At 59.6% G+C, this 24,498-nt stretch carries 23 protein-coding genes; 9 read left to right on the top strand and 14 right to left on the bottom strand.

Going from position 1 to position 24,498, the window contains the following annotated elements:
• Positions 1-41 precede the first annotated feature (41 nt).
• A complete protein-coding gene (locus JL015_RS26915; protein WP_201020611.1) occupies positions 42-1,082 on the top strand; it encodes a patatin-like phospholipase family protein in 1,041 nt (346 codons plus the stop codon).
• Positions 1,083-1,207: 125 nt separating this feature from the next.
• Here JL015_RS26915 and JL015_RS26920 read toward each other — a convergent pair whose 3' ends face one another.
• From JL015_RS26920 to kdpF, 6 genes are all read right to left on the bottom strand, one after another.
• A complete protein-coding gene (locus JL015_RS26920) occupies positions 1,208-1,897 on the bottom strand; it encodes a response regulator (protein ID WP_201020612.1) in 690 nt (229 codons plus the stop codon).
• Between the two features lie 55 nt (positions 1,898-1,952).
• On the bottom strand, positions 1,953-4,607 hold the full coding sequence (locus JL015_RS26925; RefSeq protein ID WP_201020613.1) for a sensor histidine kinase: 2,655 nt from the start codon (positions 4,605-4,607) through the stop codon (positions 1,953-1,955).
• A gap of 16 nt (positions 4,608-4,623) precedes the next feature.
• Positions 4,624-5,196 (bottom strand): potassium-transporting ATPase subunit KdpC, encoded by a 573-nt coding sequence (kdpC, locus tag JL015_RS26930; RefSeq protein ID WP_201020614.1) that lies wholly within the window; start codon positions 5,194-5,196, stop codon positions 4,624-4,626.
• 118 nt (positions 5,197-5,314) lie between these two features.
• Positions 5,315-7,381, bottom strand: coding sequence for a potassium-transporting ATPase subunit KdpB (gene kdpB, locus JL015_RS26935; protein WP_201002493.1), 2,067 nt, complete (start codon positions 7,379-7,381; stop codon positions 5,315-5,317).
• Between the two features lie 10 nt (positions 7,382-7,391).
• Positions 7,392-9,086, bottom strand: a complete 1,695-nt coding sequence (kdpA, locus tag JL015_RS26940; RefSeq protein ID WP_201020615.1) for a potassium-transporting ATPase subunit KdpA — start codon at positions 9,084-9,086, stop codon at positions 7,392-7,394.
• An 8-nt stretch (positions 9,087-9,094) separates the two neighbouring features.
• A complete protein-coding gene (gene kdpF, locus JL015_RS26945; protein ID WP_074569008.1) occupies positions 9,095-9,184 on the bottom strand; it encodes a K(+)-transporting ATPase subunit F in 90 nt (29 codons plus the stop codon).
• Positions 9,185-9,511: 327 nt separating this feature from the next.
• On the opposite strand from kdpF, the gene JL015_RS26950 reads away from it, so the two are divergent.
• From JL015_RS26950 to xopAW, 3 genes are all read left to right on the top strand, one after another.
• Positions 9,512-10,261, top strand: coding sequence for a response regulator (locus JL015_RS26950; protein WP_201020616.1), 750 nt, complete (start codon positions 9,512-9,514; stop codon positions 10,259-10,261).
• On the top strand, positions 10,258-11,295 hold the full coding sequence (locus tag JL015_RS26955; protein ID WP_201002499.1) for a sensor histidine kinase: 1,038 nt from the start codon (positions 10,258-10,260) through the stop codon (positions 11,293-11,295). The genes JL015_RS26950 and JL015_RS26955 overlap by 4 nt, the downstream gene beginning before the upstream one ends.
• 114 nt (positions 11,296-11,409) lie before the next feature.
• Complete coding sequence (gene xopAW, locus JL015_RS26960) at positions 11,410-12,159, top strand: EF-hand domain-containing protein (RefSeq protein ID WP_201020617.1); 750 nt, start codon at positions 11,410-11,412, stop codon at positions 12,157-12,159.
• A 24-nt stretch (positions 12,160-12,183) separates the two neighbouring features.
• Here xopAW and JL015_RS26965 read toward each other — a convergent pair whose 3' ends face one another.
• The 8 genes from JL015_RS26965 to JL015_RS27000 all read right to left on the bottom strand — a co-directional run bounded on the left by JL015_RS26965 (position 12,184) and on the right by JL015_RS27000 (position 18,430).
• Entirely contained in the window at positions 12,184-13,251 is a 1,068-nt protein-coding gene (locus tag JL015_RS26965) for an AI-2E family transporter (protein ID WP_201020618.1), read from the bottom strand.
• 46 nt (positions 13,252-13,297) lie between these two features.
• Positions 13,298-14,128, bottom strand: a complete 831-nt coding sequence (locus JL015_RS26970; RefSeq protein ID WP_374063555.1) for a DUF4892 domain-containing protein — start codon at positions 14,126-14,128, stop codon at positions 13,298-13,300.
• 127 nt (positions 14,129-14,255) lie between these two features.
• Positions 14,256-15,110 (bottom strand): alpha/beta fold hydrolase, encoded by an 855-nt coding sequence (locus JL015_RS26975; RefSeq protein ID WP_201020620.1) that lies wholly within the window; start codon positions 15,108-15,110, stop codon positions 14,256-14,258.
• Positions 15,107-15,916 (bottom strand): alpha/beta fold hydrolase, encoded by an 810-nt coding sequence (locus tag JL015_RS26980; RefSeq protein ID WP_201020621.1) that lies wholly within the window; start codon positions 15,914-15,916, stop codon positions 15,107-15,109. The genes JL015_RS26975 and JL015_RS26980 overlap by 4 nt, the downstream gene beginning before the upstream one ends.
• Before the next feature lie 121 nt (positions 15,917-16,037).
• Positions 16,038-16,481, bottom strand: a complete 444-nt coding sequence (locus JL015_RS26985) for a hotdog fold thioesterase (protein ID WP_201020622.1) — start codon at positions 16,479-16,481, stop codon at positions 16,038-16,040.
• A gap of 101 nt (positions 16,482-16,582) precedes the next feature.
• Positions 16,583-17,038 (bottom strand): phosphohistidine phosphatase SixA, encoded by a 456-nt coding sequence (sixA, locus tag JL015_RS26990; RefSeq protein ID WP_201020623.1) that lies wholly within the window; start codon positions 17,036-17,038, stop codon positions 16,583-16,585.
• Positions 17,035-17,379 carry a DUF4389 domain-containing protein gene (locus tag JL015_RS26995; RefSeq protein ID WP_201002515.1) on the bottom strand — a complete coding sequence of 115 codons (345 nt, stop codon included), beginning with the start codon at positions 17,377-17,379 and terminating at the stop codon, positions 17,035-17,037. The genes sixA and JL015_RS26995 overlap by 4 nt, the downstream gene beginning before the upstream one ends.
• Positions 17,380-17,404: 25 nt before the next feature.
• On the bottom strand, positions 17,405-18,430 hold the full coding sequence (locus JL015_RS27000; RefSeq protein ID WP_201002518.1) for an NAD(P)H-dependent glycerol-3-phosphate dehydrogenase: 1,026 nt from the start codon (positions 18,428-18,430) through the stop codon (positions 17,405-17,407).
• 308 nt (positions 18,431-18,738) lie between these two features.
• On the opposite strand from JL015_RS27000, the gene JL015_RS27005 reads away from it, so the two are divergent.
• The 5 genes from JL015_RS27005 to JL015_RS27025 all read left to right on the top strand — a co-directional run.
• Positions 18,739-20,640, top strand: coding sequence for an ATP-binding protein (locus tag JL015_RS27005; protein ID WP_201002520.1), 1,902 nt, complete (start codon positions 18,739-18,741; stop codon positions 20,638-20,640).
• A 222-nt stretch (positions 20,641-20,862) separates the two neighbouring features.
• Entirely contained in the window at positions 20,863-21,378 is a 516-nt protein-coding gene (gene fabA, locus JL015_RS27010) for a 3-hydroxyacyl-[acyl-carrier-protein] dehydratase FabA (protein WP_025260620.1), read from the top strand.
• A gap of 10 nt (positions 21,379-21,388) precedes the next feature.
• A complete protein-coding gene (gene fabB, locus JL015_RS27015) occupies positions 21,389-22,609 on the top strand; it encodes a beta-ketoacyl-ACP synthase I (protein WP_201002522.1) in 1,221 nt (406 codons plus the stop codon).
• Between the two features lie 103 nt (positions 22,610-22,712).
• On the top strand, positions 22,713-23,567 hold the full coding sequence (locus JL015_RS27020; RefSeq protein WP_201020624.1) for a pirin family protein: 855 nt from the start codon (positions 22,713-22,715) through the stop codon (positions 23,565-23,567).
• 596 nt (positions 23,568-24,163) lie between these two features.
• Positions 24,164-24,498, top strand: a 335-nt coding sequence (locus JL015_RS27025) for a calcium-binding protein (RefSeq protein ID WP_374063556.1), incomplete at its 3' end; no start/stop codon positions are given.

The raw sequence follows: 24,498 nt of genomic DNA on the forward strand, positions 1-24,498 counted from the left end.
CATTACCCGGTCGTGGATCGATACAAATCAGGAGCGATCTGATGAAAAAACGAATAGCACTGGTGCTGGGCTCCGGTGGCGCTCGTGGTTATGCCCATATTGGCGTGATCGAAGAGCTGGAACGGCGCGACTATGAAATTGCCTGCATTGCAGGCTGCTCGATGGGGGCCGTGGTGGGAGGTATCTATGCCGCTGGCAAGCTGGAGCAGTATCGTCAATGGATCGAGAGCCTGGATTACCTTGATGTGCTGCGTCTGGTGGACGTGAGCTTCCGGCTGGGGGCGATTCGCGGCGAGAAGGTTTTCGGTCAGATCCGCGACATCGTCGGAGAAATCAATATCGAGGACCTGCGTATTCCCTACACGGCGGTGGCGACCGACCTGACCAATCAGCAGGAAATATGGTTTCAGGAAGGCTGCCTGCATCAGGCCATGCGGGCTTCGGCGGCAATCCCGAGCCTGTTCACCCCGGTCATGCAGGGTGGCCGGATGCTGGTGGATGGCGGTCTGCTCAATCCTTTGCCCATCGTGCCCGTGGTGTCCAGCCACTGCGACCTGATCGTGGCAATCAACCTCAATGCAACCAACCAGCAGCAATATCAGCTACCCACGATTGAACGTCCACCAGCCGTGAAAAAGCGTTTTGACTCACTGATCAGCTCACTGGGCTCACGCCTGCCGTTTCGTCGCAAGATCGAGACGGCCGATGGCGAGTCGAACAGCCTGAAGCCTGCATCGGCACTTATCGGCAACCCCTGGCTGGGCGAGGAGTCCGCCGACCCGCTGAGTCAACAACCGGCAGCCGCGCCCCAGGCATCGGGTGCCCCGAAATCCGCCAGCGGCTCGGTCATCATCGACAATGTGGGGCCGGCCTCACTGCTGGACCTGATCAACCAGAGTTTCGAGGTGATGCAGACGTCCCTGGCGCAATACAAGATCGCCGGTTATCCGCCGGATATTCTGATCAACGTTCCAAAACGGGTCTGCCGGTTCTTCGAGTTTTACAAGGCACCGGAGCTGATCGCGCTAGGCCGTGAGATTGCCAGGGATACGCTGGATCGATATGAAAACGAGCACGGGTGAAAGATCACCCGCCGCCATGTGTTTGCGGATGATGTAGGAGCGAATTTATTCGCGAGACGGCATTTCAGGCGAACCATTTTCTTTGGATGTATCGGCCTCTCGCGAATGAATTCGCTCCTACTGGGTCAGGTGCCCATCAGGCGGTATCCAACCCCCGCTTCGGTCACGATAAATCGCGGGGCGGTAGGGTCATCGGCCAGTTTCTGGCGCAGGTGCCCTACCACGATCCGCAAATAGTGGCTGTCCTCGGTATGAGTCGGCCCCCAGATATCCTTGAGCAATTGCTGCTGGGTGATGACCCGTCCCGGATAACGCGCCAGTTGCGCCAGCACCGCGTACTCCTTGCGGGTCAGCGATACCTCGACGCCCTCAAGCAGCACGCGCCGATAGGCCAGGTCCACCATCAGCGGGCCGATATTGACTACCGCTTCCGGTTTATCGCCGGCCGGCACCTGACGCAGCAACGCACGAACCCTGGCCAAAAACTCCTGGATACCAAACGGTTTGGTCACATAATCGTTGGCCCCGGCATCCAGCGCCTGGACCTTCTGCACTTCGCTGGCACGTACGGAAAGCACCAGCACCGGCACACTCGACCACTCGCGAAACTCGCTCAGCACCTGTTGACCGTCCATATCCGGCAAACCGAGGTCGAGCACCAGCAAGTCAGGCTTGCTCAGCGCAGCCTGGCTCAGGCCGTCGGTGCCGGTTGCCGCTTCAAGTACTTTGTACCCCTGCGACACGAGGCTGATGCGCAGGAACTTGCGGATCTGCGGCTCGTCGTCGATCACCAGAATGGTCGCGGTCTGACTCATGATGTCCCTGGGCGTGCAATGGCCGAGTGGGCCATAAGCCTAACGTAAAGCGTCCTCAAGACAACGACTCCGTTTCTGCTTCAGGCTGGGCTTGCAGTGGCAGGTGCAAGGTGATGCTGGTGCCCTGCCCGTCAATGCCCGCGCCGACGCTGACACGTCCGCCATGGGCACCGACCATGCCCTGACAGATCGCCAGCCCCAGTCCCGTGCCCTGCCCGCCACGATCACCACGGGCAGCGGTGTAGAACATGTCGAAAATCTTCGCCCGCTCGCTCTCGGGAATCCCCGGCCCCTCATCGCTGACCGCAAATACCAGTTCGTCGCTCTCCACCGTGACCGTGACCTGCAAGCGGCCATTGAGTGGCGAAAACCGCGCTGCGTTCTCCAGCACATTGACCAGCGCCTGCTCGATCAGCGCGGCATGCACATACAGCAGCGGCAGTTCGGCAGACACCTGCGCTTCGACCTGCAAAGGCGCCATGACCGCGCGCAAGCGACTGAGGGCACTGCCGACGATATCGCCGGGCGAAACCCAGTCACGCGCCAGCTTCAATGCGCCGTGTCCCAGCCGGGTCATGTCCAGCAGGTTCTGAATATAGCGATCCAGACGCTCGGCCTCGTCCCGCGTGCCTTCCAGCAACTCGCGGCGATCCTCCAGAGAAATGGCTTCGCCCAGCGCCAGCAGGCTGTCGATACTGCCGCGCATTGAGGTCAGGGGCGTGCGCAAGTCATGGGACACCGAAGCCAGCAAGGCGCTGCGCAGTTGTTCAGTTTCACCATGCAGACGCGCCGCTTCCAGATCCTCGGCCAGTCGCGCACGGGCCAGCGCCTGAGCCAGCGGCTGACTGAGAGCGATCAACAGACGGCGACGCTGGGCGGTGAATTCCTGGCCGTCGCGAGGGCACACGCCCAGCAAGGCCAGCGGCCCGTTTTCACCGGACAATGGCCACCACCACCAGCGACCGGACGGCAAGGTGCCGGTGCCATAGCCCGCCGCCTGATCATGCTGCCAGGCCCAGTCTGCCGCTGCACGCTCCGGTTCGGACAACGGAGCAATATCGTCGCTGAGTTTCCAGCCGCCCTGCCCGTCACGATCCAGCAGGCAGACTTGCAGTTCTTGCCAGCCATTCAAATGATGCTCGGCGGCACTGAGCACAGCTTGCCGATCCGTCGCGGCGGTCATTTTGCGGGACAGATCCAGCAACTCGCTGGTCTGCTCCTGAGTGTCGCGCAGGGCTTCCAGTTGCCGGCGCTGACGAGCAGCCAGGTTGCCGGTCAGGGCAGACATCAGCAGGAAGAACAGCAAGGTCAGCACGTCCTCTTCGCGCTGGATGGTCAGGGAAAAACTTGGCGGCATGAACAGAAAGTCATAGGCCAGGAACGACAACACCGAGCAGGCCAATGACGGCCCCACACTGGTACGGATCGCTACCAGCAGGACGGCAGCCAGAAACACCAGCGAGATATTCGGCAAATCCAGTACGTTCGACACCGCCCAGGCCAGGGCACTGGCCAATAATGTCGCCATCAGGGCCAGGAAGTAGTCGAACCACGGCGCAGAGCGGGACGAGCGAACCCGTGGCTGATCCGGCAGCGGCTCGCTGTCCAGCACACTGATTTCAAGGCCATGGGCTTCGCGTAACAGACGCTCGGCAACGCCACCGCCGAACAACCGACGACGCAAGCGCGGTTGCGACTGGCCGACCAGAACCACACTGGCCCGGCGCTCGGCCGCGTGCTGAATCAGGGTTCTGGCCACCTCGCCGGCGCGCAGTTGCACCACTTCACCCCCAAGCCGCTCGGCCAGTTGCTGGGCTCGCTGCAAACGGGCGCGGGACTGTTCGTCAAAAGGCCGGCCATTATCGACATGCACCAGCGTCCAGGGCAGATGCCGACGCTGCGCAACGCGGCTGGCATGGCGGACCAGACGCTCGGCATGGATGTCGCCATCCACACAGACCAGCAACCGACCGCGCACGGCTGGCGCGTCCTGCCCCAACTGGCGGTAGCCTTGGGCGAGGTCGTTATCGACCTGTGCCGCAGCCGTCTGCATCGCCAGTTCGCGCAAGGCCGTAAGGTTGGTCTGGGTAAAGAATGCATCGATGGCCGCCCGCGCCTGTTCCGGCACATAGACCTTGCCGTCGCGCAGGCGCTCCAGCAGTTCACGGGGCGGCAGGTCGATCAGCACCAGCTCATAGGCCTCCTGCAACACCCAGTCGGGCAGGGTTTCGCGCACCTGCACACCGGTAATGCCGCGCACCTGATCGTTGAGGCTTTCCAGATGCTGGACATTGACGGTGGTGTAGACATTGATACCCGCCGCCAGCAGTTCCTGAATGTCCTGCCAGCGTTTGGCGTGGCGACTGCCCGGCGCGTTGCTGTGGGCCAGCTCGTCCACCAGCGCCAGTTCCGGGCGCTGTTTGAGCAGGCCGTCGAGATCCATTTCCTCCAGTGTCACGCCCCGATATTGCGAGCGCAGCAAAGGCTGTTGCGGCAAACCGCCCAGTAACGCTTCGGTTTCTGCGCGACCATGGGTTTCGACCACACCGGCAAGCACCCTCACGCCCTGACGCAACTGGCCATGGGCGGCCTGCAGCATGGCGTAGGTCTTGCCGACGCCGGGCGCAGCGCCCAGAAACACTTTCAAACGCCCACGCCCGGCTCTGGGCATATCGGCTAACAAGGCATCGGCACGGCCGGAATCACTCATGGTTGTTACTACTCACTCAAAGTTGTGCCTGATGTTGTGCAGACGTTAACTGATTCAGGCCACGATTCAAGTTCAGCACATTGACCACCGGAGGGCCAATCAGGGAACGCTCGGTATTGGCCTCGATCAGGGCCTCTACCTGCGCCAACGGCAGTTTGCGCGCCGCCGCGACTCGTGCGGCCTGATAGGCCACGGCAGACGGCGGCAGATGCGGATCAAGACCGCTGCCGGAAGTGGTCAGCAAAGCCAGAGGCACCGCGCCCTGCCCCGCGACCGCCAGTTTCGCGGCATCGTCAGAGACACGGGTCACCAGAGCCGGATTGCTCGGTGACAGATTGCTCGCGCTGCTGGAAACCGTGGCGAAGGCACCGGCCGAAGGACGCGGCTGGAACCATTCATCACCGCTGAAGGCCTGGGCAATCAGTTGCGAACCCTGCACCTTGCCGCTGGCGTCGTACACCAGGCTGCCATTGGCCTGCTCGGGGAAGGCCACCTGAGCAACACCTGTCACCGCCAATGGATAAGCCACACCGGTCAGCACAGTCATCAATACAATCAGGCTCAAGGCCGGGCGTAATACAGTGGACATCATCAGTTCCTCATAGTGAGTTGCAACGCTTTTTGTAGGAGCGAACTTGTTCGCGAAAGCGGTATTCCATACAGCATCGGTCTTTCGCGAATGAATTCGCTCCTACGGACTGGGTCAGTTACACCAGCCCCAATCCAACCAGCAGCATGTCGATCAACTTGATGCCCACGAATGGCACGATGATCCCGCCCACGCCATAGATCAGCAGATTGCGGCGCAGCAGATGAGCCGCGCTGGCGGCCTGGACCCGAACGCCGCGCAGGGCCAGCGGGATCAGCAACACGATGATCAAGGCGTTGAAGACGATGGCCGAAACAATCGCGCTTTGCGGGCTGGCCAGTTGCATGATGTTCAGCACGCCCAGTTGCGGATAGATCGCAGCGAACAGGGCCGGCAGGATCGCGAAGTATTTGGCGATGTCGTTGGCGATGGAAAAGGTCGTCAGCGCACCGCGCGTCACCAGCAGTTCCTTGCCGATCTGCACCACATCCAGCAACTTGGTCGGATCGCTGTCCAGATCGACCATGTTCGCTGCTTCCCGTGCCGCCTGGGTGCCATCGTTCATCGCCATGCCGACGTCCGCCTGAGCCAGTGCCGGTGCATCGTTGGCGCCGTCCCCGCACATCGCTACCAGACGCCCTTCGTTCTGCTCGGCGCGAATACGCTCCAGCTTCTTCTCCGGCGTCGCTTCGGCCAGCACATCGTCCACACCGGCTTCGGCGGCAATCGCCGCAGCGGTCAGCGGGTTGTCACCCGTGACCATCACGGTGCGAATCCCCAGCTTGCGCAGTTCGGCGAAGCGCTCACGAATGCCCGGCTTGACCACATCCTTGAGGTGAATGGCGCCCAGCAGTTTCTTGTCGACACACACCAGCAATGGCGTACCACCGGTCTTGGCGATCTTGTCGATTTCCCGGGCCAGAGCCGCAGGCAGGTCGCGACGTTGCAAGTCCACGAAGGCCAGCAGTGAATCCACGGCACCCTTGCGGTACTGGTGGCCCTGATAATCCACGCCGGACAAACGGGTTTCGGCGCTGAAAGGCACAGCCGTCAGTTCCGAAGGTTTTGGCTCGGTAATCGGATGCAGGTTACGCAAGTATTCGACGATGGACTTGCCTTCGGCAGTGTCATCGGCCAGCGACGCCAGCAAGGTGCCGTCGCTCATTTCCCTGGCCGTCACGCCTGTGGCGGCGTACAGCGCACTGCAACGACGGTTGCCGAAAGTGATGGTGCCGGTCTTGTCCAGCAACAGCACATGCACATCACCGGCCGCTTCCACTGCACGCCCGGACTTGGCGATGACATTGAGGCGTACCAGCCGGTCCATGCCGGCGATACCGATGGCCGACAGCAGGCCGCCGATAGTGGTCGGGATCAATGTCACCAGCAGTGCCACCAGAAACACCAGCGGCAGGCTGCCACCGGCAAAGTGGGCGAACGGCTGCAAGGTCACGACCACCAGCAGGAAGATCAAGGTCAGGCCGATCAGCAGGATATCCAGCGCCACTTCATTGGGCGTCTTCTGGCGTTTGGCACCTTCGACCAAGGCAATCATGCGGTCCAGGGTCGATTCGCCGGGGTTGGTGCTGATCTTTATCAGCAGCCAGTCGGACACCAGCCGGGTATTGCCGGTCACGGCCGAACGGTCGCCGCCGGACTCACGGATGACCGGAGCCGATTCACCGGTAATCGCCGCTTCGTTGACCGCCGCAATCCCTTCGATGACTTCACCGTCGCCGGGAATCATTTCCCCGGCCTCGACGCGCACCACATCGCCTTTACGCAAGGCGCTGGCATTGACCATGCTGAACGCGCCGGACTCATCACGACGACGCGCCTTGAGCCCTTCGCTGCCCGCCTTTAGGCTGTCGGCCCGCGCCTTGCCACGCCCTTCGGCCAAGGCTTCGGCAAAGTTGGCGAACAGCACGGTGAACCACAGCCACAAGGCTATCTGCACCGCAACGCCGGTCGGTACGGCCGGGTCGGGAATCAGGCACAGGATGGTTGTCAGGATTGCGGTCAGCTCCACTACCAGCATCACCGGCGAACGAGCCAGTTGGCGGGGATCGAGCTTGACGAAGGCTTGCACCAGCGCACCGCGCCACAACGACGAGAAGCTGGTTTTTGCCGACTCGGCCACTGCTGGCGCTTCAGACGGCTTTGTCACTGGAATCTGCATATTCATCATCGGCTCCTCAGAAGCCCAGGCTCAAATGTTCGGCAATCGGCCCAAGTGCCAGGGTTGGCAGGAAGGTCAGGCCACCGACCAGCACAATGGTCACTGTCAGCAAGGTCACGAAAAGCGGGCCGTGGGTCGGGAAGCTGTTCAGGCCCTGTGGCGCGGCCTTTTTCATCGCGAGGCTGCCCGCCAGTGCCAGGACCGGCACGATGTAACCGAAACGTCCCAGGAACATCGCCACGCTGAGCATCAGGTTGTGGAACACGGTATTGGCACTGAAACCGCCGAACGCCGAGCCGTTGTTGGCCGTGGCCGAGGTGTAGGCATACAGCAACTGGCTGAAACCATGCGGGCCAGGGTTGCTCACTGAAGCCAGCGGCCCTGGCAGACTGGCCGCCACGGCACCGAGCACCAGCACGCCGACAGGCATGACCAACAGGGTCGCGACCAGCAGGCGGATTTCTGTCGCTTGCAGCTTCTTGCCCAGGTATTCCGGGGTGCGGCCAATCATCAGGCCGGCCAGGAAGACGGCGATCAGCACGTTAAGCAGCATGCCGTTGAGGCCGACACCGACGCCGCCGAAGATCACCTCACCGACCATCATGTTGACCAGCGCGACCATGCCGGTCAGCGGGTTGAGGCTGTCATGCATGGCATTGACCGAGCCGTTCGACGCGGCAGTGGTCGCCGTCGCCCAGAGCACAGTAGCAGTGGTGCCGAAACGGCTTTCCTTGCCTTCGAGCGGCGCGGTCTGCTCGACACCGGCAATGTTCAGCGCCGGGTTGGGCTGATACTCGGCCCACAGCGAAACAGCGCCGCCGATCAGCAGCATGATCAGCATGCAGGCCATGATGGCGCGGCTCTGGCGCATGTCCTTGACGTAATGCCCGAAAGTGAACACCAGCGCAGCCGGAATCAGCAGGATCGACACCAGTTGCAGCAGGTTGCTCAAGGCGGTCGGGTTCTCGAACGGGTGCGCCGAGTTCACGCCAAAGAAGCCGCCACCGTTGGTGCCCAGTTGCTTGATCGCGATCTGGCTTGCAGCAGGCCCCATGGGCAGGCTTTGATCGGCGCCCTGCAAGGTGACGGCATCGATATAGTGGGCAAAGCTTTGCGGTACGCCCTGCCAGACCAGCAACAGGGCCAGCACGATACACAGCGGCAACAGGCCGTACAGAGTGACGCGGGTCATGTCGGTCCAGAAGTTGCCGAGGTTTTCTGTGGAGCGACGGCTGATGCCGCGACAGAACGCCAGCAACACGGCAATCCCCGTGGCGGCGCTGACAAAGTTCTGTACGGTCAGGCCGACCATCTGGCTCAGGTAACTGAGCGACGCTTCGCCGCTATAGCTCTGCCAGTTGGTGTTGGTGACGAAACTCATTGCGGTGTTGAACGCCAGCGACCATTCCATCCCCGGCAATTGCTGCGGGTTGAGTGGCAAGGCGCCCTGCCCCAGCAACATGGCGAACAGCAGCACGAAACCGGCCAGGTTGAAGGCCAGCAAGGCCCATAGGTAAGCCTTCCAGTTCTGCTCGACCTTGGGGTCGATGCCCGACAGGCGATAACAGATACTCTCCACCGGCCCTAGCACCGGGCTGAGCCAGGTGCGCTCGCCTTCCACCACCCGATAGTAGAAACGCCCCAGCAAAGGCGCGGGCAATACGACCAGCACCAGAAAAGCCAGAATCAGCAGATAGTCATAACTGTGCATGGCAGCTCCTAGTTCCGGCCTGCGCGCAGCAGCGCAACCAGCAAGTAAATGAACAGCCCGACTGCCAACAGCAGTGACACCCCATCCAGAACGCTCATCAAGATTCTCCGTCGCTACGGCGGTTGCCGCTTGGGAGCAATTGTCCTCAGCAGAGGCGTAAAGGAACGAGAGCGACAGGTAGCGAGGGGCGTAAAGACGGCGTAAAGAATGCCGACTCTTTAGAAGTAATCCCGATCGGTTAAGGCATACATGTCACTTGTGGGAGGGGCCTTGGGGATTTGTACCAACTTGAATACATTCACGACATGCCCACGACATTCTCCCGCGACACCCTTTCGCCGCGTCCCGTGGCGAAGTAGCATGACGGGAGCGTTGATCTTCAATAGCGGCCAGTGATGGCGGCATCACAAGGCAGCAGTCGCACTATGCAAGCAATCCCCGACAGCAATACCGATAACTCGTCACCAGAACAGCGTTGGAATATCCGCGCATTGATCGTCGATGATGATGTGGCCATTCGTGAACTGCTCTGCGATTACCTGTCCCGCTTCAACATCCAGTCCAAAGGCGTTACCGACGGCACACAGATGCGTCAGGCCCTGGCCGAGGAAACCTTTGATGTCGTGGTGCTGGACCTGATGCTGCCCGGCGAAGACGGTCTGTCGCTGTGTCGCTGGCTGCGCAGTACTTCGGATATTCCGATCCTGATGCTCACCGCCCGCTGCGAGCCCACCGACCGTATCATCGGCCTGGAACTGGGTGCCGACGACTACATGGCCAAGCCCTTCGAGCCTCGCGAACTGGTCGCTCGTATCCAGACAGTCTTGCGCCGGGTGCGCGACGAGCGCAGCGAGCAGCGCACCACCGTACGTTTCGATGCCTGGCGCCTGAACAGCGTCCTGCGTCAGTTGATCGCCGCAGATGGCCTGGTAGTTCCGCTCTCCAACGCCGAATTCCGTCTGTTGCGGGTATTTCTGGAACGCCCTCATCGCGTGCTCAGCCGCGAGCAGCTGCTCGATGCCGCCCGTGGCCGCTCCATTGAGGCCTTCGACCGCAGCATCGATCTGCTGGTCTCGCGCCTGCGCCAGAAGCTGGGGGACGATCCCAAGAATCCCCAACTGATCAAGACTGTGCGCGGCGAAGGCTACCTTTTCGATGCCAGGGAACTCGCTTGATAAGATCAGCCGATACACTTTTTGCACGATTGTTCGGTGGAGCGCTGATTGCGATCCTGCTCGGGCATGTATTGGCATTCATCTGGTTCACGCAATACGGCCCGCCACCGCCAAGGGAGGCACCGCCCTTCGCTCAGCAGGACGCCAACGGCACTTCTCAGGAGCGCGTCCCCCGCAGGCCATCATTCTGGCGGGGGCCTCTGACAGTCATGGGCTTTCAGTTGATCACGCTGGTCATCGCCGCCTGGTATGGGGCCAAGGCCCTGAGCCGTCCAGTGCAACGCATGAGCGAAGCGGCCGAACGCCTCAGTGAAAACCTCGATAGCCCGCCTCTGGAGCTGACCGGCCCCAGGGAAGCTCGCAATGCGGCTCACACCTTCAACCTGATGCAGCAAAAGATTCGCGAGCAGATGCAGCAGCGCGGGCGCATGCTGGCAGCCGTCTCTCACGACCTCCGCACACCGCTTTCACGCCTGAAACTGCGTGTCGAAAAAATCGAAGACCCCAAACTCCACGGCCAGATGACTCAGGATCTGGACGACATGATCAACATGCTCGACGCCACCCTGAGCTACCTGAATGAGCATCGCAAGAGCGAAGAACTGCAACAGCTCGACCTGCAGGCACTGATCGAGTCCCTGGCCGAGAACGCTCAGGACAACGGTGATGACGTGCAATACCAGGGGCAGTGCAAACCCCTCAAGACGCAACCGATGGCGTTGCGTTCCTGCCTGCATAACCTGATCGACAATGCTCTGCGCTATGCAGGCAGTGTGAACATCGATATTCAGGATCAAGCCAGTCGCGTGAAGATTTCGGTCATCGACCGTGGGCCGGGTATTGCGCCCGAGTTTCACGAGACGGTATTCGAGCCCTTCTATCGCCTGGAAGGCTCGCGCAATCGCAACTCCGGCGGCGTCGGCATGGGCATGACCATCGCCCGCGAGGCAGCCTGGCGCATGGGCGGCGAGTTGTACCTGACAGAGACACCCGGCGGTGGCCTGACGGTCGTACTCGATCTACCACGAGTCTGACGAGCGCGTATCCCGCCCGATACAAATCCCACATCCCCACGACAACTGACGCCCTGAGGCTTCATAAGCCGATGCACCGCCATCGGATCTATCAACCTCATGGGAGTCAGCCCAATGATCAGTGGTATCAGCAGTAGTTATTCGAGCTACACCAGCTCAAGCAGTTTGACTTCAAGCACAAACAGCAAGAAGTTTCAGGAAGAGTTGCTGGCCAAGCTCGATACCGACGGTGATGGCAGCATCAACAAGGACGAACTCAGCTCGGCGCTCTCCTCCGACAAGAAAGACGGAATTACTGTCAGCCTGAGCGAAGCGTTCAGCAGCCTGGACAGTAACGATGATGACAGCCTGGATGCCGATGAACTGGCAGCCCTGACACCACCACCGCCACCACCTGCCACGGATATAGCCGAAGACTTGCTCAGCTCGCTGGACACTGACGGCGATGGCTCGATCAACAGCGACGAGCTGACCACTGGCCTGACCAATGCGGGCAGCACTGCCGACAGCACCAAAGTGTTCGATGCTCTGGACACCAACGAAGACGGCACCGTCAGCCTTGAAGAACTGACCGCCAGCCTGCAACCGCAGCAGCCACCGGCTGGCCCGCCACCTGCCCAGAACGCTAATACCAGCAGCACTGACAGCGCAGCCCTGTTCAGCGCCCTGGATACCGACAGCGATGACAGCATCAGCGCTACCGAGCTGGCCACGGCCCTGAGCCAGAGCAACAGCAATAGCGAACAGACCAATGCCAATCAAGTGGCCGCCCAGGCCTTGAGCAAGATGATTGCCGCATTGGGCGAGCGTTATGACACCGAAGGCAGCAAGCCTATCGGTAAATACCTCGACACTGCTGCCTGACACGAGAACCGCCGCTGATGCACATCACGCGGCGGGATCTTCTCGCTTGGTCTTGATGATCTTTTCCCCGGCGACCCAGTCGGTCAACAGGCTATAGGCAACCGCCAGCAGCGTCGGCCCGATGAACAGGCCGATAAAACCAAACGCCAGCAAACCGCCGAATACCCCCAGCAGAACGATCACCAACGGCAGGTTGCCGCCGCGGCTGATCAGGTACGGCTTGAGCACGTTGTCGACACCACTGATGATGAAGGTGCCCCAAAGACCGAGAAACACCGCCATGCCGTATTCGCCCTGCCAGACCAGCCAGGCGGTAGCCGGTATCCAGACCAGCGGCGGGCCCATGGGAATCAGGCTGAACACGAACGTCAGGATGCCCAGCACCAGCGCACCGGGAATACCCGCGATCAGGAAGCCGATCAAGGCCAGGATTGCCTGGGCTGCGGCGGTACCGATCACACCATTGACCACCCGCTGCACCGTCCCGGCAACCAGATCCAGATAATACTGGGCGCGGTCGCCGATCAAGCGTTCCAGCAGGCTGAGCACAAAAGCCGCAAGCCTTGGACCGTCGCGATAGAAGAAGAAAGCGAACACGATACTCAGGGTCAGTTCGAGAATGCCGCCACCGATCTGCGCACTACGGGCCAGTAACCAGTTGCCGACTTCGCCCAGATAAGGCCGGGCAGCAGCCATGAATGCCGCGCCTTGCTGATCGATGGTGTTCCAGATGCCCACCAGCCGCTCACCCACGAACGGAATGCCTGCCAGCCAGCCCGGAGGATCAGGCAGCCCGTCGACCTGAACATCCTTGATGAACGCCGTTGCGTCCCGCACATGATCGGCAAGGTTGAAACCCAGCCAGACCAACGGTGCCGCCACCAGCAACATCCAGCACAGGCTCATCGCCAACGCGGCCAGTGATTCACGGCCCTTGAACCAGTGAGTCAGTAAACGCATCAGCGGCCAACTGGCGAACGCCAGCACAGCCCCCCAGACCAGTGCCGACCAGAATGGCGCCATCACCCAGAGACAGGCACCAAACAGCACCAACAACAGGATCTGCACCAGCAGGCGGTCGTTATTGAACATGGAGGGCACCTATGAAAATAAGAACAGCGAATGTCTTGTACAAAGACTAGCGGATCACTTCAATGACAAGACCCGCTTTATCGACACTGCCCGTCTCCAATCGTGCCGCGCGTACACCCTTGGCAACCAGAGCTTCACGCCATGCTTCGGCATGAACACCCGAAACCGTCGCACGCAAGGTGCTTTCCAGATTCAGCCCCCGGGACAGCAAAGTCACCCAGCTCTCCTGCGGCTCGCCACCCAGCCTTGGCATATCGAGCCTGCCGGTGCTTCTGAGCTGACGCAGCAAGGTGGCGGATGTCGGCAGCAACTCACCCAGAGGCGCGGCAGCCGTGAATTGCTCTACATGCAGATAAGCCCGGCGATTACCACGAGTGATGCTGTACAAGGCCACCAGGGTTTCATTGTCAGGCTCAGCCAGTCGCAGCAGCAGATAGGCTTGTCGGTCATCGGCACCATAAAGCTTGGAATTACCGAAAACCTCATTGGCCCACAGGCTGCTTTCCCCGCAATCACGGGCCTGACACCAGAACAACAGCTCGGCACCTTGCTTCTGCAAGGCTTCACGGGCAGCCGTGAACGCTTCGTCGGAAGCGTGCTCGGCAGGCAACTGGTAGGTCACCGAAGTGAGACTGCCGCGGGCGCTGACCTGACCATCAAAACGTAACTGGCCGCTGATCTTGCGGATAGACCCCATGGGATAGATACGCTCCAGATCAGCACTTGGGCGGTAATCGACGATTTCCGCATCGGCCAGACGCGGCACGATATTCAGGTCATGACTACCCGGCACATCGGCGGCAGACACCAGGGCGCTGAACAGTGAAGCGCACAACATGACAAATGGAGCACTGGATAAACGCATGGATGCTCTCATCGACTTGCAAGGCGAGAAATGAAATGGGCAACGTCGCCGCTGAGGCGAATATACAAGGCAATAGGTTGGTCCATCATGATTGACTCCTGTTTCAATCCTTGCAGCGTCGACAGTTGCCTGTTGCAAGTCAAGACGCAGCGAAAAAGCGATTGAAACAGTCTGCAACAGAGCGTGCGCCCACCTCGTCATTCAAATGCAGATGGTGCCCGCCAGGCAAGCTCGAGACCTGAAATGGCAGGCCCGACAACAGGTCCTGGTTCTTGGCCAGCATTCCGCCTTCAGCCATTACCAATTGTGTCGGACACTGGATACCGTCGATAAAGCTCATGGCCTGCTGCTGAGTGAAACGAACGGCCGAAGGCAGCGTCAGGCGACTGTCGCTACGCCAGGTGTAACCGCCCGGAACCGGCATGAGCCCACGCTGGGCCAGCAATTGCGCCGCTTCACGACTGACCGCCACCATGCCTTTCATGCGCACTTCCACGGCGCGCTCCTGATCCGGATACACCGACTTTTTCTTGCCGGGCAAGGCCAGTTGCGCCTGAATGGACATCCGCATGCGATCCACCGCCTCGTCAGCTTCGCCGGTCAGCGGTAACAGGCCGTCGATCAAGGCCAGACGATGAACCCGATCAGGCATCGAAGCCGCCAGAATCACCGAGATAATCGCGCCCAGCGAGTGCCCGAGCAGGGAAAAACGCTGCCAGCCCAATTGCTCGGCCACCTGCAGCACATCAAACACGTAATCCGCCAGATTGTAGCTCGCGCCTGCGGGACGATGATCGGAATGACCGTGACCAGCCAGATCCAGCGCCACGATGCGCAGGCCTTCAAGCCTGGGTGCCAGTCGGGCAAAGCTGTTGGCGTTATCGAGCCAGCCATGCAAGGCGATCACTGGCTGACCATCTTCAGGGCCGAACAGATGCGCAGCCAGCTCGATATGCCCAAGACTCAGGCGAACTTCTTCCACTGCATGGCTCATGGGCCGGTGACCTCGATGCGTCGGGCATCCCAACGGGTAAACAATGATTTGAGCATCTGCGCCGTCTCGGTGGGCCGCTCCAGCGGGAACATGTGGCCGCCCGGCATCGACAGGTATTCACCGTCACGCAGGCGTCTGGCCTGATAGCCATGATGCGGCAATACCACCCGGCTGTGCTTGCCACGCACCACAGCCAACGGCACGCTGAGCTGTCGCGACGGCTTGGGACTGGTGTGCGGGATACTGCGATAGATGCTGATTTCCGTGGCGGCATCGAAACGCAGGCGCAACTGTTCGCCATCGGCTTGCAGGCCGTGTTGCAGATAGGCATCGAAACAGTCTGGATCGAAACGGCGGAACAGCGTCTTGCTGGAGAAATAATCACGGGCCGCCTGGGCATTGCTGAAGGCCTCACGGCGCCCCAGAGTACGGCCTGCGGGTGTGATGCGGTCGATGAAACCAAAACGCTTGGCGGCGCGGATCATCCATTGGTCCACCAGGCTCAGGACCGGCGAATCAAGCATCACCACGCCACGATACAACTCAGGACAGCGTAGTGCCGCATGAAAGTGCAGCACGCCCCCCAGGGAATGCCCGACGCCCCAGACCGGCCCCGGCTGCTCGCGCAGGTGATGGATCAGTTCATCCACCAGATTCAGCCAGTTGTCATCGACCGGGAAACGAGGGTCATGGGCATGCTGTTCCAGATGGGCAACCGAGTACTCCGGCGCCAGCGCGGTGAACAGTTTGCCGTAGGTCGCCGACGGAAAACCGTTGGCGTGAGCAAAGAAGATATGTTGCGACATGCCGACGCATCCAATGGCTGAATCTGTGGCGATTGTGCGCACTGCGCCAAAGGTACGGCAACGCCTGGAAGTGCCATCGAAGGTGACACTCCGGCCATGGAACTGGCCGGAGTGTCGGCATTCAACGTGCAGGTGGTTCCTGACCATGAGGAACGACCGCGACGGTCAGGCGGGAGATGCAGCACGGCTTGCCATCTTCGTTACTGATGCGGATATCCCACACATGGGTCGTGCGACCGATATGAACCGGACGCACAACGCCCGTCACTCGCCCGCTACGAACACCACGCAAATGGTTGGCATTGACCTCCAGGCCCACGCAGAAGAACTTGCTGGTGTCGACCACAAGAAAACTGGCCACGGACCCAAGGGATTCGGCCAGCACCACCGACGCCCCGCCATGCAACAGACCAAAAGGCTGATGAGTACGCTGATCGACCACCATGCTGCCGGTCAGGGAATCTTCGGTGAACGAGTCAAAGCGAATATCCAGCACTTCGCCAATGGTGTTCTTCTGGCCTGCATTGAGGCTTTCGAGATTGGGGGTTTCACGCCATAGGGTCATGCTCGATCCTTTTTATAGATGCACTCAATCATGCTGTGTGGGAGCGAATTCATTCGCGAAAGGGGCTCGCGACTGAAGTTGCTCCTACATGCGTCAGTGATTCAGACGTGGCGGACACTCAGCAGTGTCATGCCTCCAGCCGTTGCAAATTCGCCTTCCAGCTCGGCAAGGCTGGCGGTACTCATGGGCTGGGCATGCTGATAGCTGCCATGTGCCAACAAACCGATCAATGCGCCGACCAGAGGCTGATGACTGACCAACAGGACGTCATCGTCAGCCTGAAGATCAAGGTGACTCAGGACCTGACGGGGATCGCTGTCGGGTGTCAGCCAGGGCACGGTCACAATCGGCTCACTGAACCCTAGCGCATGACGAACCAGTTCGGCAGTCTGTTGCGCCCGCACGTAAGGGCTGGCCACGATTCGTTGCAGCGGCTTGCCCTGCAGATGCACGGCGCTCTTGAGCACCTCTTCGCGGCCATGGGCCGTCAGTTCACGCTCGGCATCGCTGCGTGCCCGGGATTGCGCCTCTCCATGGCGCAGTACCCAGACCTTCACAGTTTTGGCTCTTCATCGCGCACCGGATGCGGCGCAGGCTCGACATAATGCGCAGCCTCGCCCTCTGGAGCACGAGGCGTCGGCCAATCGGCGAATGGCCAGGGCTTCTGGTCGCTATGAAAAGTGCCATAGCGCCCGATCTGTGCCAGAAACTGGCTCAGGCTGTCACCGAAGTTCATCAGGCTGCCGCTGGGCGCCCCATAGATCAGGCGATAGCCCAACTGCACCAGCACGACACCCGCCAGGACAATCTCCGCGACCTGCCAGACGATGGCGAACAACAGCATCCACAGGATGCGCAGCAGGATCGATTCGTTTTTCTGGATTTTCGATTCGTTCAAGACATTCTCCCTGATGAGTTTGAATTCAGTTGAAACCCGTGGTTGATATGAAATCGACGTCCGTCTTGGGCTCTGCGCGCATCAACGCTTCGATGACCTGATTGAGCGTACGACCTTCGAAAAGAATTGCATGCAGGCCAGCGACCAACGGCATATAGACCTGGACCTGCTGCGCTTTGACCTTGAGTACCTTGAGTGTGTTCACACCTTCGGCCACTTCGCCCAGGCGGCTCACCGCTTCGTCCAGGGTCAGGCCCTGCCCCAATGCGAAACCGACCTGGTAATTACGGCTTTTGGGCGAGGAACAGGTCACGATCAAATCACCGACCCCGGCCAGCCCCAGGAAAGTCATGGGGTTGGCGCCCTGACTGACCGCAAAGCGGGTCATTTCTGCCAGGGCACGGGTAATCAGCATGCTCTTGGTGTTTTCGCCCATGCCCAGGGCAACAGCCATGCCTGCAATAATCGCATAGACGTTTTTCAAGGCACCGCCCAGTTCGACGCCAAAACGGTCGTTACTGGCATAGACACGGAAGGTACGGCCATGCAGCGCAGCCTGGACCCGCTGGCACAGCTCTTCATCTTCGCTGGCGACCACGGTCGCGGTCAGCGCATCTTCGGCGATTTCACGGGCCAGATTGGGACCGGACAACACGCCAATGCGCGCCTTGGGAACGATCTCTTCGAGAATCTGGCTCATCAGCTTGAAAGTCTGAGCCTCAATGCCCTTGGTCAGGCTCACCAGCATCTTGCCGTTCAAGCGCTCGACATGGGGCGAGAGCACAGTGCGCAAGGCACTCGAAGGCAAGGCGACGAAAATCAGCTCGCACGCCTCGACAGTGGCCGTGAGGTCTGTGACAGGCTCGACTTCGGGCCTGACCTTGATGCCCTTGAGGTAACGAGGGTTTTCACGGTTGTCGCGAATCGCTTGGGCCTGCTCCGGGTCGCGCATCCATTGACGAACCTGATGACCGTTCTGTGCCAACAGGTTTGCAATGGCAGTGCCGAAACTGCCGCCACCAAGAACCGCTACAGGTTGCTGCGTGGTCATAAACCAATCCATCCAGGGGCCATTCAACTGGCGATGGCGCATTATACGGAGCGCTGGCGCATCGGCCAGCGACAAACGTTTCAGAAACGCCATCAGTCATGGACCTGAGCCCGTTGCGGCCACACAAGTTCCATGGAAATCGTGCCCATCTCGGTTAACATGCGCCGATGCAGCATGGATGATCGTGGCATTTGGCTTTTACGCTGTGCCACTGACGCAAATGCTATGACCCGAACCACAGAGCCCAGAAGCATGGACGCAATCCTCCATTTACCGGACCGCCTCCCGGCCCAGACGGTACGCAGCCAATGAAACTGCGTCACTGGGATATCAATACCCGCACACAGATCATCAGCCTGGGTCCGGCATTGATCCTGACACTGCTGCTGGTCAGCTTCTTTACCTTCGTGCGGATTCAGGATCTGCGCCAGGAGCTCAATCATATCGGGCAATTGATCGCCAACCAGTTGGCACCGGCGGCTGAAACCGGGGTCATTCTCGGGGATATCGAAACCCTTAAAAGCCTGATGCGCGCCACATTGTCCATGCCCAATGTGCGCTATGTGGAAATTCAGGACAGCGACAACAATGTGCTGATCTACATCGAGCAACCGCATCAGAGTGCCAATCACTCCCTGCAGACGGAAACATTCCAGGCGCCCATCCACTCGCAGCATTCAGGCGCGAACCACAACATCGCGACATCGGAGAGTTATCTGGGGCGGGTATTGGTGGGCATGTCCAGCGAAGCGTTCAGCCAGCGCCAGCAGGAAATTCTACTCAAGGCCGGCATACTGGCGCTGTTCGCCCTGCTGTTTACCTTTCTTCTGGCCAGACGGCTGGCCCTGAGCCTGTCACAACCGATCAGCGACATGGGCGAAGCCCTCAAGGCGATACAGAAAGGCGATTACCACACTCCCCTGCCGGTCAGCGACGATGCCGAGCTGGGGGCTCTGGCCAGGCACATCAATAATCTGGCCTTCAATCTGGACAAGGCCAGCACCGAGCAGCAACGCTCCATGGCCCAGTTGATCCAGACCCGGGAAGAAGCCGAGCAGGCAAACCGCGCCAAATCCGACTTTCTGGCGATGATGAGCCATGAACTGCGCACCCCGATGAATGGCGTGCTAGGCATGCTGCAACTGCTGGAAACAACCCGGATGACCGATGAGCAGACCGAATATGCAGCGCTGGCCACCGAATCCACCGAGCACCTGCTGCGGGTCATCAATGACATTCTCGACTTCTCACGTATCGAGCGCGATGCCCTGCAAATAGAAGGCATCACGTTCAACCTCGCCGATCTGGTCAACGCTTCGACCCAAGCCTTCAGCCATAGCGCACAGCAACGCAACCTGCTGCTGGAGCGCCACATACAACCCGGCCTTGAGCTGCTGAACGTCATGGGCGATCCGACCCGTATCCGCCAGATACTGGTCAACCTGATCGGCAATGCACTGAAATTCACCGAAGTCGGCAGTGTGCGTATAGAAGTGGGCTGGGAAAACCTGGACAGCGATCATGTGCGCTTCGTATGTACTGTGAGCGACAGCGGGATCGGTATTCATGCCGATCGGCTGGAGTCCATGTTCGATGCCTTCAAGCAAGCCGACAGCTCCATTTCGCGGCGTTATGGTGGCACCGGTCTGGGCCTGCCCATTGCCCGCACACTGGCCGAGCGCATGGGCGGAACACTGCATGCACAGAGCGAAGAAGGTATCGGCTCGGTCTTTACCCTGCAGATCCCGTTGTTGCTGTGCAGCGTGGCGGCAGCCGACAAGGAGCAACCGCTTCTGAACATCGACGAATGCGGCAAGGAACACTGTGTCTTGCTGGTCGAGGACAACCCGGTCAATCGCACGGTGGTCATGGCGATGTTGCACAACATGGGTTGCAAGGTGGATGTCGCGGTCGACGGCGCCCAGGCCGTGATCAAGGCAGGCGCGGGAAATTACGCCTTGATTCTCATGGATTGCCGACTGCCGGTCATGGATGGTTATGAAGCAACCCGGCGAATCCGGCAAATTTCGGGGCTCGGCGAGTTGCCGATCATCGCTCTGACGGCTAATGTCCTGCAGGGTGATCGTGACGCCTGTTTACAGGCGGGCATGGATGACTACCTGGCAAAGCCCTTCAAACATGCTGATTTACAGCAGGTTTTACAACGTTGGCTATCCTTTCGGGCGGCTGCGACTGGCGATAAATGCTAAATTGCGGCAGTCTTGGGGATCGAACCGCCCAGTGATATCGGTCGAATGACGTATTTCAGTGCACAGGTGTACTTTGATTTTCCCTTGCGCTGTGACTTTCACTTCAACGCAACAGTCTATGAGTAGGCTGCCGGACAGAGTCCTGGCGAATTAGTCCGCCAGGACTGGCGATAGGGCCAGTGGCGCCCCATCCTGCCGCACAAAGATTATTGAGGAGCTCGCATGACCAAACAACACGCCTTTACCCGGGAAGACCTGCTGCGCTGCAGTCGCGGCGAGCTGTTCGGACCAGGTAACGCGCAACTGCCTGCCCCCAACATGCTGATGGTTGATCGCATCACCCACATCAGCGAAGAGGGCGGCAAGTACGGCAAAGGTGAATTGGTCGCTGAACTGGATATCAATCCAGACCTGTGGTTCTTCGCCTGTCACTTCGAAGGCGACCCGGTAATGCCAGGCTGCCTGGGCCTCGATGCCATGTGGCAACTGGTCGGTTTCTTCCTGGGCTGGCAAGGTCTGCCAGGCCGTGGTCGTGCACTGGGCTCGGGCGAAGTGAAGTTCTTCGGCCAGGTTCTGCCAAGCGCCAAGAAAGTCACCTACAACATCCAGATCAAGCGCGTCCTCAAAGGCAAGCTGAACCTGGCCATTGCCGATGGCTCGGTTACTGTCGACGGTCGCGAGATCTACACCGCCGAAGGCCTGCGGGTCGGCGTCTTCACTTCCACTGAAAACTTCTAAGGGTAATCGCATGCGCCGCGTCGTTATCACTGGTCTGGGCATTGTTTCCTGCTTGGGCAATGACAAAGAGACCGTCACCGCCAACCTGCGTGCCAACCGCCCTGGCATCCGGTTCAATCCGGAATATGCCGAAATGGGTCTGCGCAGCCAGGTTTCCGGTTCCATCGACCTCAACCTCGAAGAACTGATCGATCGCAAGATCTACCGTTTCGTCGGCCACGCGGCAGCTTATGCCTACCTGGCGATGAAAGACGCCATTGCCGATTCCGGCCTGAGCGAAGATCAGGTTTCCAACGTGCGTACCGGCCTGATCGCTGGCAGCGGCGGCGCCTCCACTCTGAACCAGATGGAAGCACTGGACACTCTGCGCGAGAAAGGCGTCAAGCGTGTCGGCCCTTACCGCGTCACCCGGACCATGGGCAGCACCGTTTCGGCGTGCCTGGCCACTCCGTTCAAGATCAAGGGCGTGAACTACTCCATCTCGTCCGCCTGCGCCACCAGCGCCCACTGCATCGGTAACGCAGTCGAGCAGATCCAGCTGGGCAAGCAGGACATCGTTTTTGCTGGCGGCGGCGAAGAAGAGCACTGGACCCAGTCGTTCCTGTTCGACGCAATGGGCGCTCTGTCCACCCAGTACAACGAAACCCCGGAAAAAGCCTCCCGCGCCTACGACGCCAAGCGTGACGGTTTCGTCATCGCCGGCGGTGGCGGCATGGTCGTAGTTGAAGAGCTGGAACACGCTCTGGCACGCGGCGCCAAGATCTATGCAGAAATCGTTGGCTACGGCGCAACGTCCGACGGCTACGACATGGTTGCCCCAAGCGGTGAAGGCGCCATTCGCTGCATGAAGATGGCTCTGTCCACCGTTGACGGCCCTATCGACTACCTCAACACCCACGGCACCTCGACTCCGGTCGGCGACGCCAAGGAGATGGAAGGTGTTCGTGAAGTCTTCGGCACCAACGCTCCAGCGATCAGCTCGACCAAGAGCCTATCCGGCCACTCCCTGGGCGCTGCTGGCGTTCACGAAGCGATCTACTGCCTGCTGATGATGGAAAACAACTTCATTGCCGGCTCCGCCAACATCGACGAACTGGACCCGGTTGTCGCCGACATGCCGATCCTGCTCAAGACTCGCGAAGATGCCAAGCTCGATCTGGTCATGAGCAACAGCTTCGGCTTTGGTGGCACCAACGCCACTCTGGTCATGAAGCGCTGGCAGGGCAAGTAATACGCCCTCGCAGCAAGTAATAATGAAGAAGGCGCCTTTCGAGGCGCCTTTTTCATGCCTGCGATATGCTTGGGCATTGCCACGACTTGCAGAGACAGGCCTCATGCTCACCATCACCCCACGTGCCGAAGACGTGGAAGGACAACCGATCCTGCGCCCCCTGCCCTCGGCAAAATGCAGAAGCGTCGGCCCCTTCGTCTTTTTCGATCACATGCTGGAAACCCGTTACGCACCGGGTAACGGCATGGATATTCGCCAACACCCGCACATCGGCCTCTCGACCCTGACCTATCTGTTTGAAGGCCAGCTACAGCACAAGGACAGCCTGGGCAGCGACCAGTTGGTCGGCCCCGGTGACGTCAGCTGGATGACCTCGGGCAGCGCCATCGCCCATATCGAGCGCACGCCTCCCCCGCTTCTCGCCAGCGGCTCGCGTCTGCATGGCCTGCAAGTCTGGCTGGCATCCCCCAGGGAACATGAACAGGGAAATGGCCATTATGGCTATCACCCGGCACAAAGCCTGCCTTGCAGCGAGACGCCGGGAATCCGAATTCGCATGATCGCGGGAAACGGCTTCTGCCTGACCTCACCTGTAGAAGTGCTTTCACCGACCCTGTACGCCGAACTGCATCTGCAGAACGCCACGACATTGCAGATCCCTACCGAGCACGAGGAACGAGCACTGTATGTACTGGAGGGAGAAGCATCGCTGGATGACGAACCTGTCACAGCACGAACCCTGGTGGTACTGGACCCAGGCCAGACGGTGAACCTCTGTGCAGAAAGTGATTGCCATGCGGTGCTGATCGGAGGCTCACCACTGGACGGCCCGCGTCGCATGAACTGGAATTTCGTGGCCAGCGACAAGGCGCTGATAGAACAGGCAAAAGCTCGCTGGGCTGCGGGAGACTGGCCGACTGTGCCGGGGGAAACTGGCAGGATCGAGTTGCCTGGATGAGGTTCGCGACTGAAGTCGCTCCTACTCAGGTAGGAGCAAATTTATTCGCGATAATCGATCACTCCATACTATCAATAAGCATCCGGGCGTGACGCTCAAAACAAATAAATGACTGTTTAGCAATAAGCATTATAGCTTTTCATTGATCTATTGTTTGTCGAAAAGCTTCACAGCATCGCCGGGCTGTACTTACACGCAACCAGGATTACCGCTATCACTCGGCAACCTTGCAACACGGACACGATTCCAAACACCATGGAAAGCCCTCTCTATTCGCCGCTCTGAATGAGTATTGCCAAGGCCAGCACTTGTAATAAATACGCCGATAGACGCTTCTCAGACAGCATTGGCAGATACTTTGGAGGTGATATTCTGACATGCTCAAATCCCTCCCCTCAAATGCCAGCACTCGCCCCTCACGAATGAAATATACCGTTACAAAAATAACACCCCCTCTTATATTTTGGGACGACTCTTCCGCTCAAGGTTAACTGACAACAGCCGAGAAAAACTGCAGAGATTTTTTGCTTCAACTTGTAAGCAAACGCTGATTTTATAAGACCGCGTCCAACATCCTCAAATAGGGAAGAAGAAAAATGGCAGTTATTACTGGAACAGCTGGTGCAGATACGCTAACTGGCACCGCTGGGGATGATGAGATCAATGCTCTGGCCGGAAACGACTTGATCAAGGGCTCGGCTGGTGCAGACAAAATTGATGGCGGTGCTGGTTCAGATACTGTTGACTATTCGGCATCTACCGAAGGTATAAATATAAATGTGCGCTTGGGAGTTGGACTTGTTGGACGGGGTGGCGACGCTGAGGGGGATACTCTCAATGGTATCGAAACCGTCATTGGAACTGCCTTCAATGACGTCTTCACCGCTGGCCCCTACTCCTCAGTGGTAGGAGTACGACTCGAAGGCGGTGC

The sequence above is a fragment of the Pseudomonas cichorii genome, assembly GCF_015471405.1.
GTDB lineage: Bacteria > Pseudomonadota > Gammaproteobacteria > Pseudomonadales > Pseudomonadaceae > Aquipseudomonas > Aquipseudomonas serbiensis.

Coding starts and splice junctions, on each gene's coding strand:
- JL015_RS26915 (WP_201020611.1), top strand. CDS start 42: ATGAAAAAACGAATAGCACTGGTGCTGGGCTCCGGTGGCGCTCGTGGT.
- JL015_RS26950 (WP_201020616.1), top strand. CDS start 9,512: ATGCAAGCAATCCCCGACAGCAATACCGATAACTCGTCACCAGAACAG.
- fabB (WP_201002522.1), top strand. CDS start 21,389: ATGCGCCGCGTCGTTATCACTGGTCTGGGCATTGTTTCCTGCTTGGGC.
- JL015_RS26925 (WP_201020613.1), bottom strand. CDS start 4,607: ATGAGTGATTCCGGCCGTGCCGATGCCTTGTTAGCCGATATGCCCAGA.
- JL015_RS26985 (WP_201020622.1), bottom strand. CDS start 16,481: ATGACCCTATGGCGTGAAACCCCCAATCTCGAAAGCCTCAATGCAGGC.
- kdpB (WP_201002493.1), bottom strand. CDS start 7,381: ATGAATATGCAGATTCCAGTGACAAAGCCGTCTGAAGCGCCAGCAGTG.
- JL015_RS26920 (WP_201020612.1), bottom strand. CDS start 1,897: ATGAGTCAGACCGCGACCATTCTGGTGATCGACGACGAGCCGCAGATC.
- JL015_RS27020 (WP_201020624.1), top strand. CDS start 22,713: ATGCTCACCATCACCCCACGTGCCGAAGACGTGGAAGGACAACCGATC.
- JL015_RS27000 (WP_201002518.1), bottom strand. CDS start 18,430: ATGACCACGCAGCAACCTGTAGCGGTTCTTGGTGGCGGCAGTTTCGGC.
- JL015_RS27005 (WP_201002520.1), top strand. CDS start 18,739: ATGAAACTGCGTCACTGGGATATCAATACCCGCACACAGATCATCAGC.
- kdpF (WP_074569008.1), bottom strand. CDS start 9,184: ATGAGCGTTCTGGATGGGGTGTCACTGCTGTTGGCAGTCGGGCTGTTC.
- JL015_RS26975 (WP_201020620.1), bottom strand. CDS start 15,110: ATGAGCCATGCAGTGGAAGAAGTTCGCCTGAGTCTTGGGCATATCGAG.
- xopAW (WP_201020617.1), top strand. CDS start 11,410: ATGATCAGTGGTATCAGCAGTAGTTATTCGAGCTACACCAGCTCAAGC.
- JL015_RS26965 (WP_201020618.1), bottom strand. CDS start 13,251: ATGTTCAATAACGACCGCCTGCTGGTGCAGATCCTGTTGTTGGTGCTG.
- fabA (WP_025260620.1), top strand. CDS start 20,863: ATGACCAAACAACACGCCTTTACCCGGGAAGACCTGCTGCGCTGCAGT.
- kdpA (WP_201020615.1), bottom strand. CDS start 9,086: ATGCACAGTTATGACTATCTGCTGATTCTGGCTTTTCTGGTGCTGGTC.
- JL015_RS26980 (WP_201020621.1), bottom strand. CDS start 15,916: ATGTCGCAACATATCTTCTTTGCTCACGCCAACGGTTTTCCGTCGGCG.
- kdpC (WP_201020614.1), bottom strand. CDS start 5,196: ATGTCCACTGTATTACGCCCGGCCTTGAGCCTGATTGTATTGATGACT.
- JL015_RS26970 (WP_374063555.1), bottom strand. CDS start 14,128: ATGAGAGCATCCATGCGTTTATCCAGTGCTCCATTTGTCATGTTGTGC.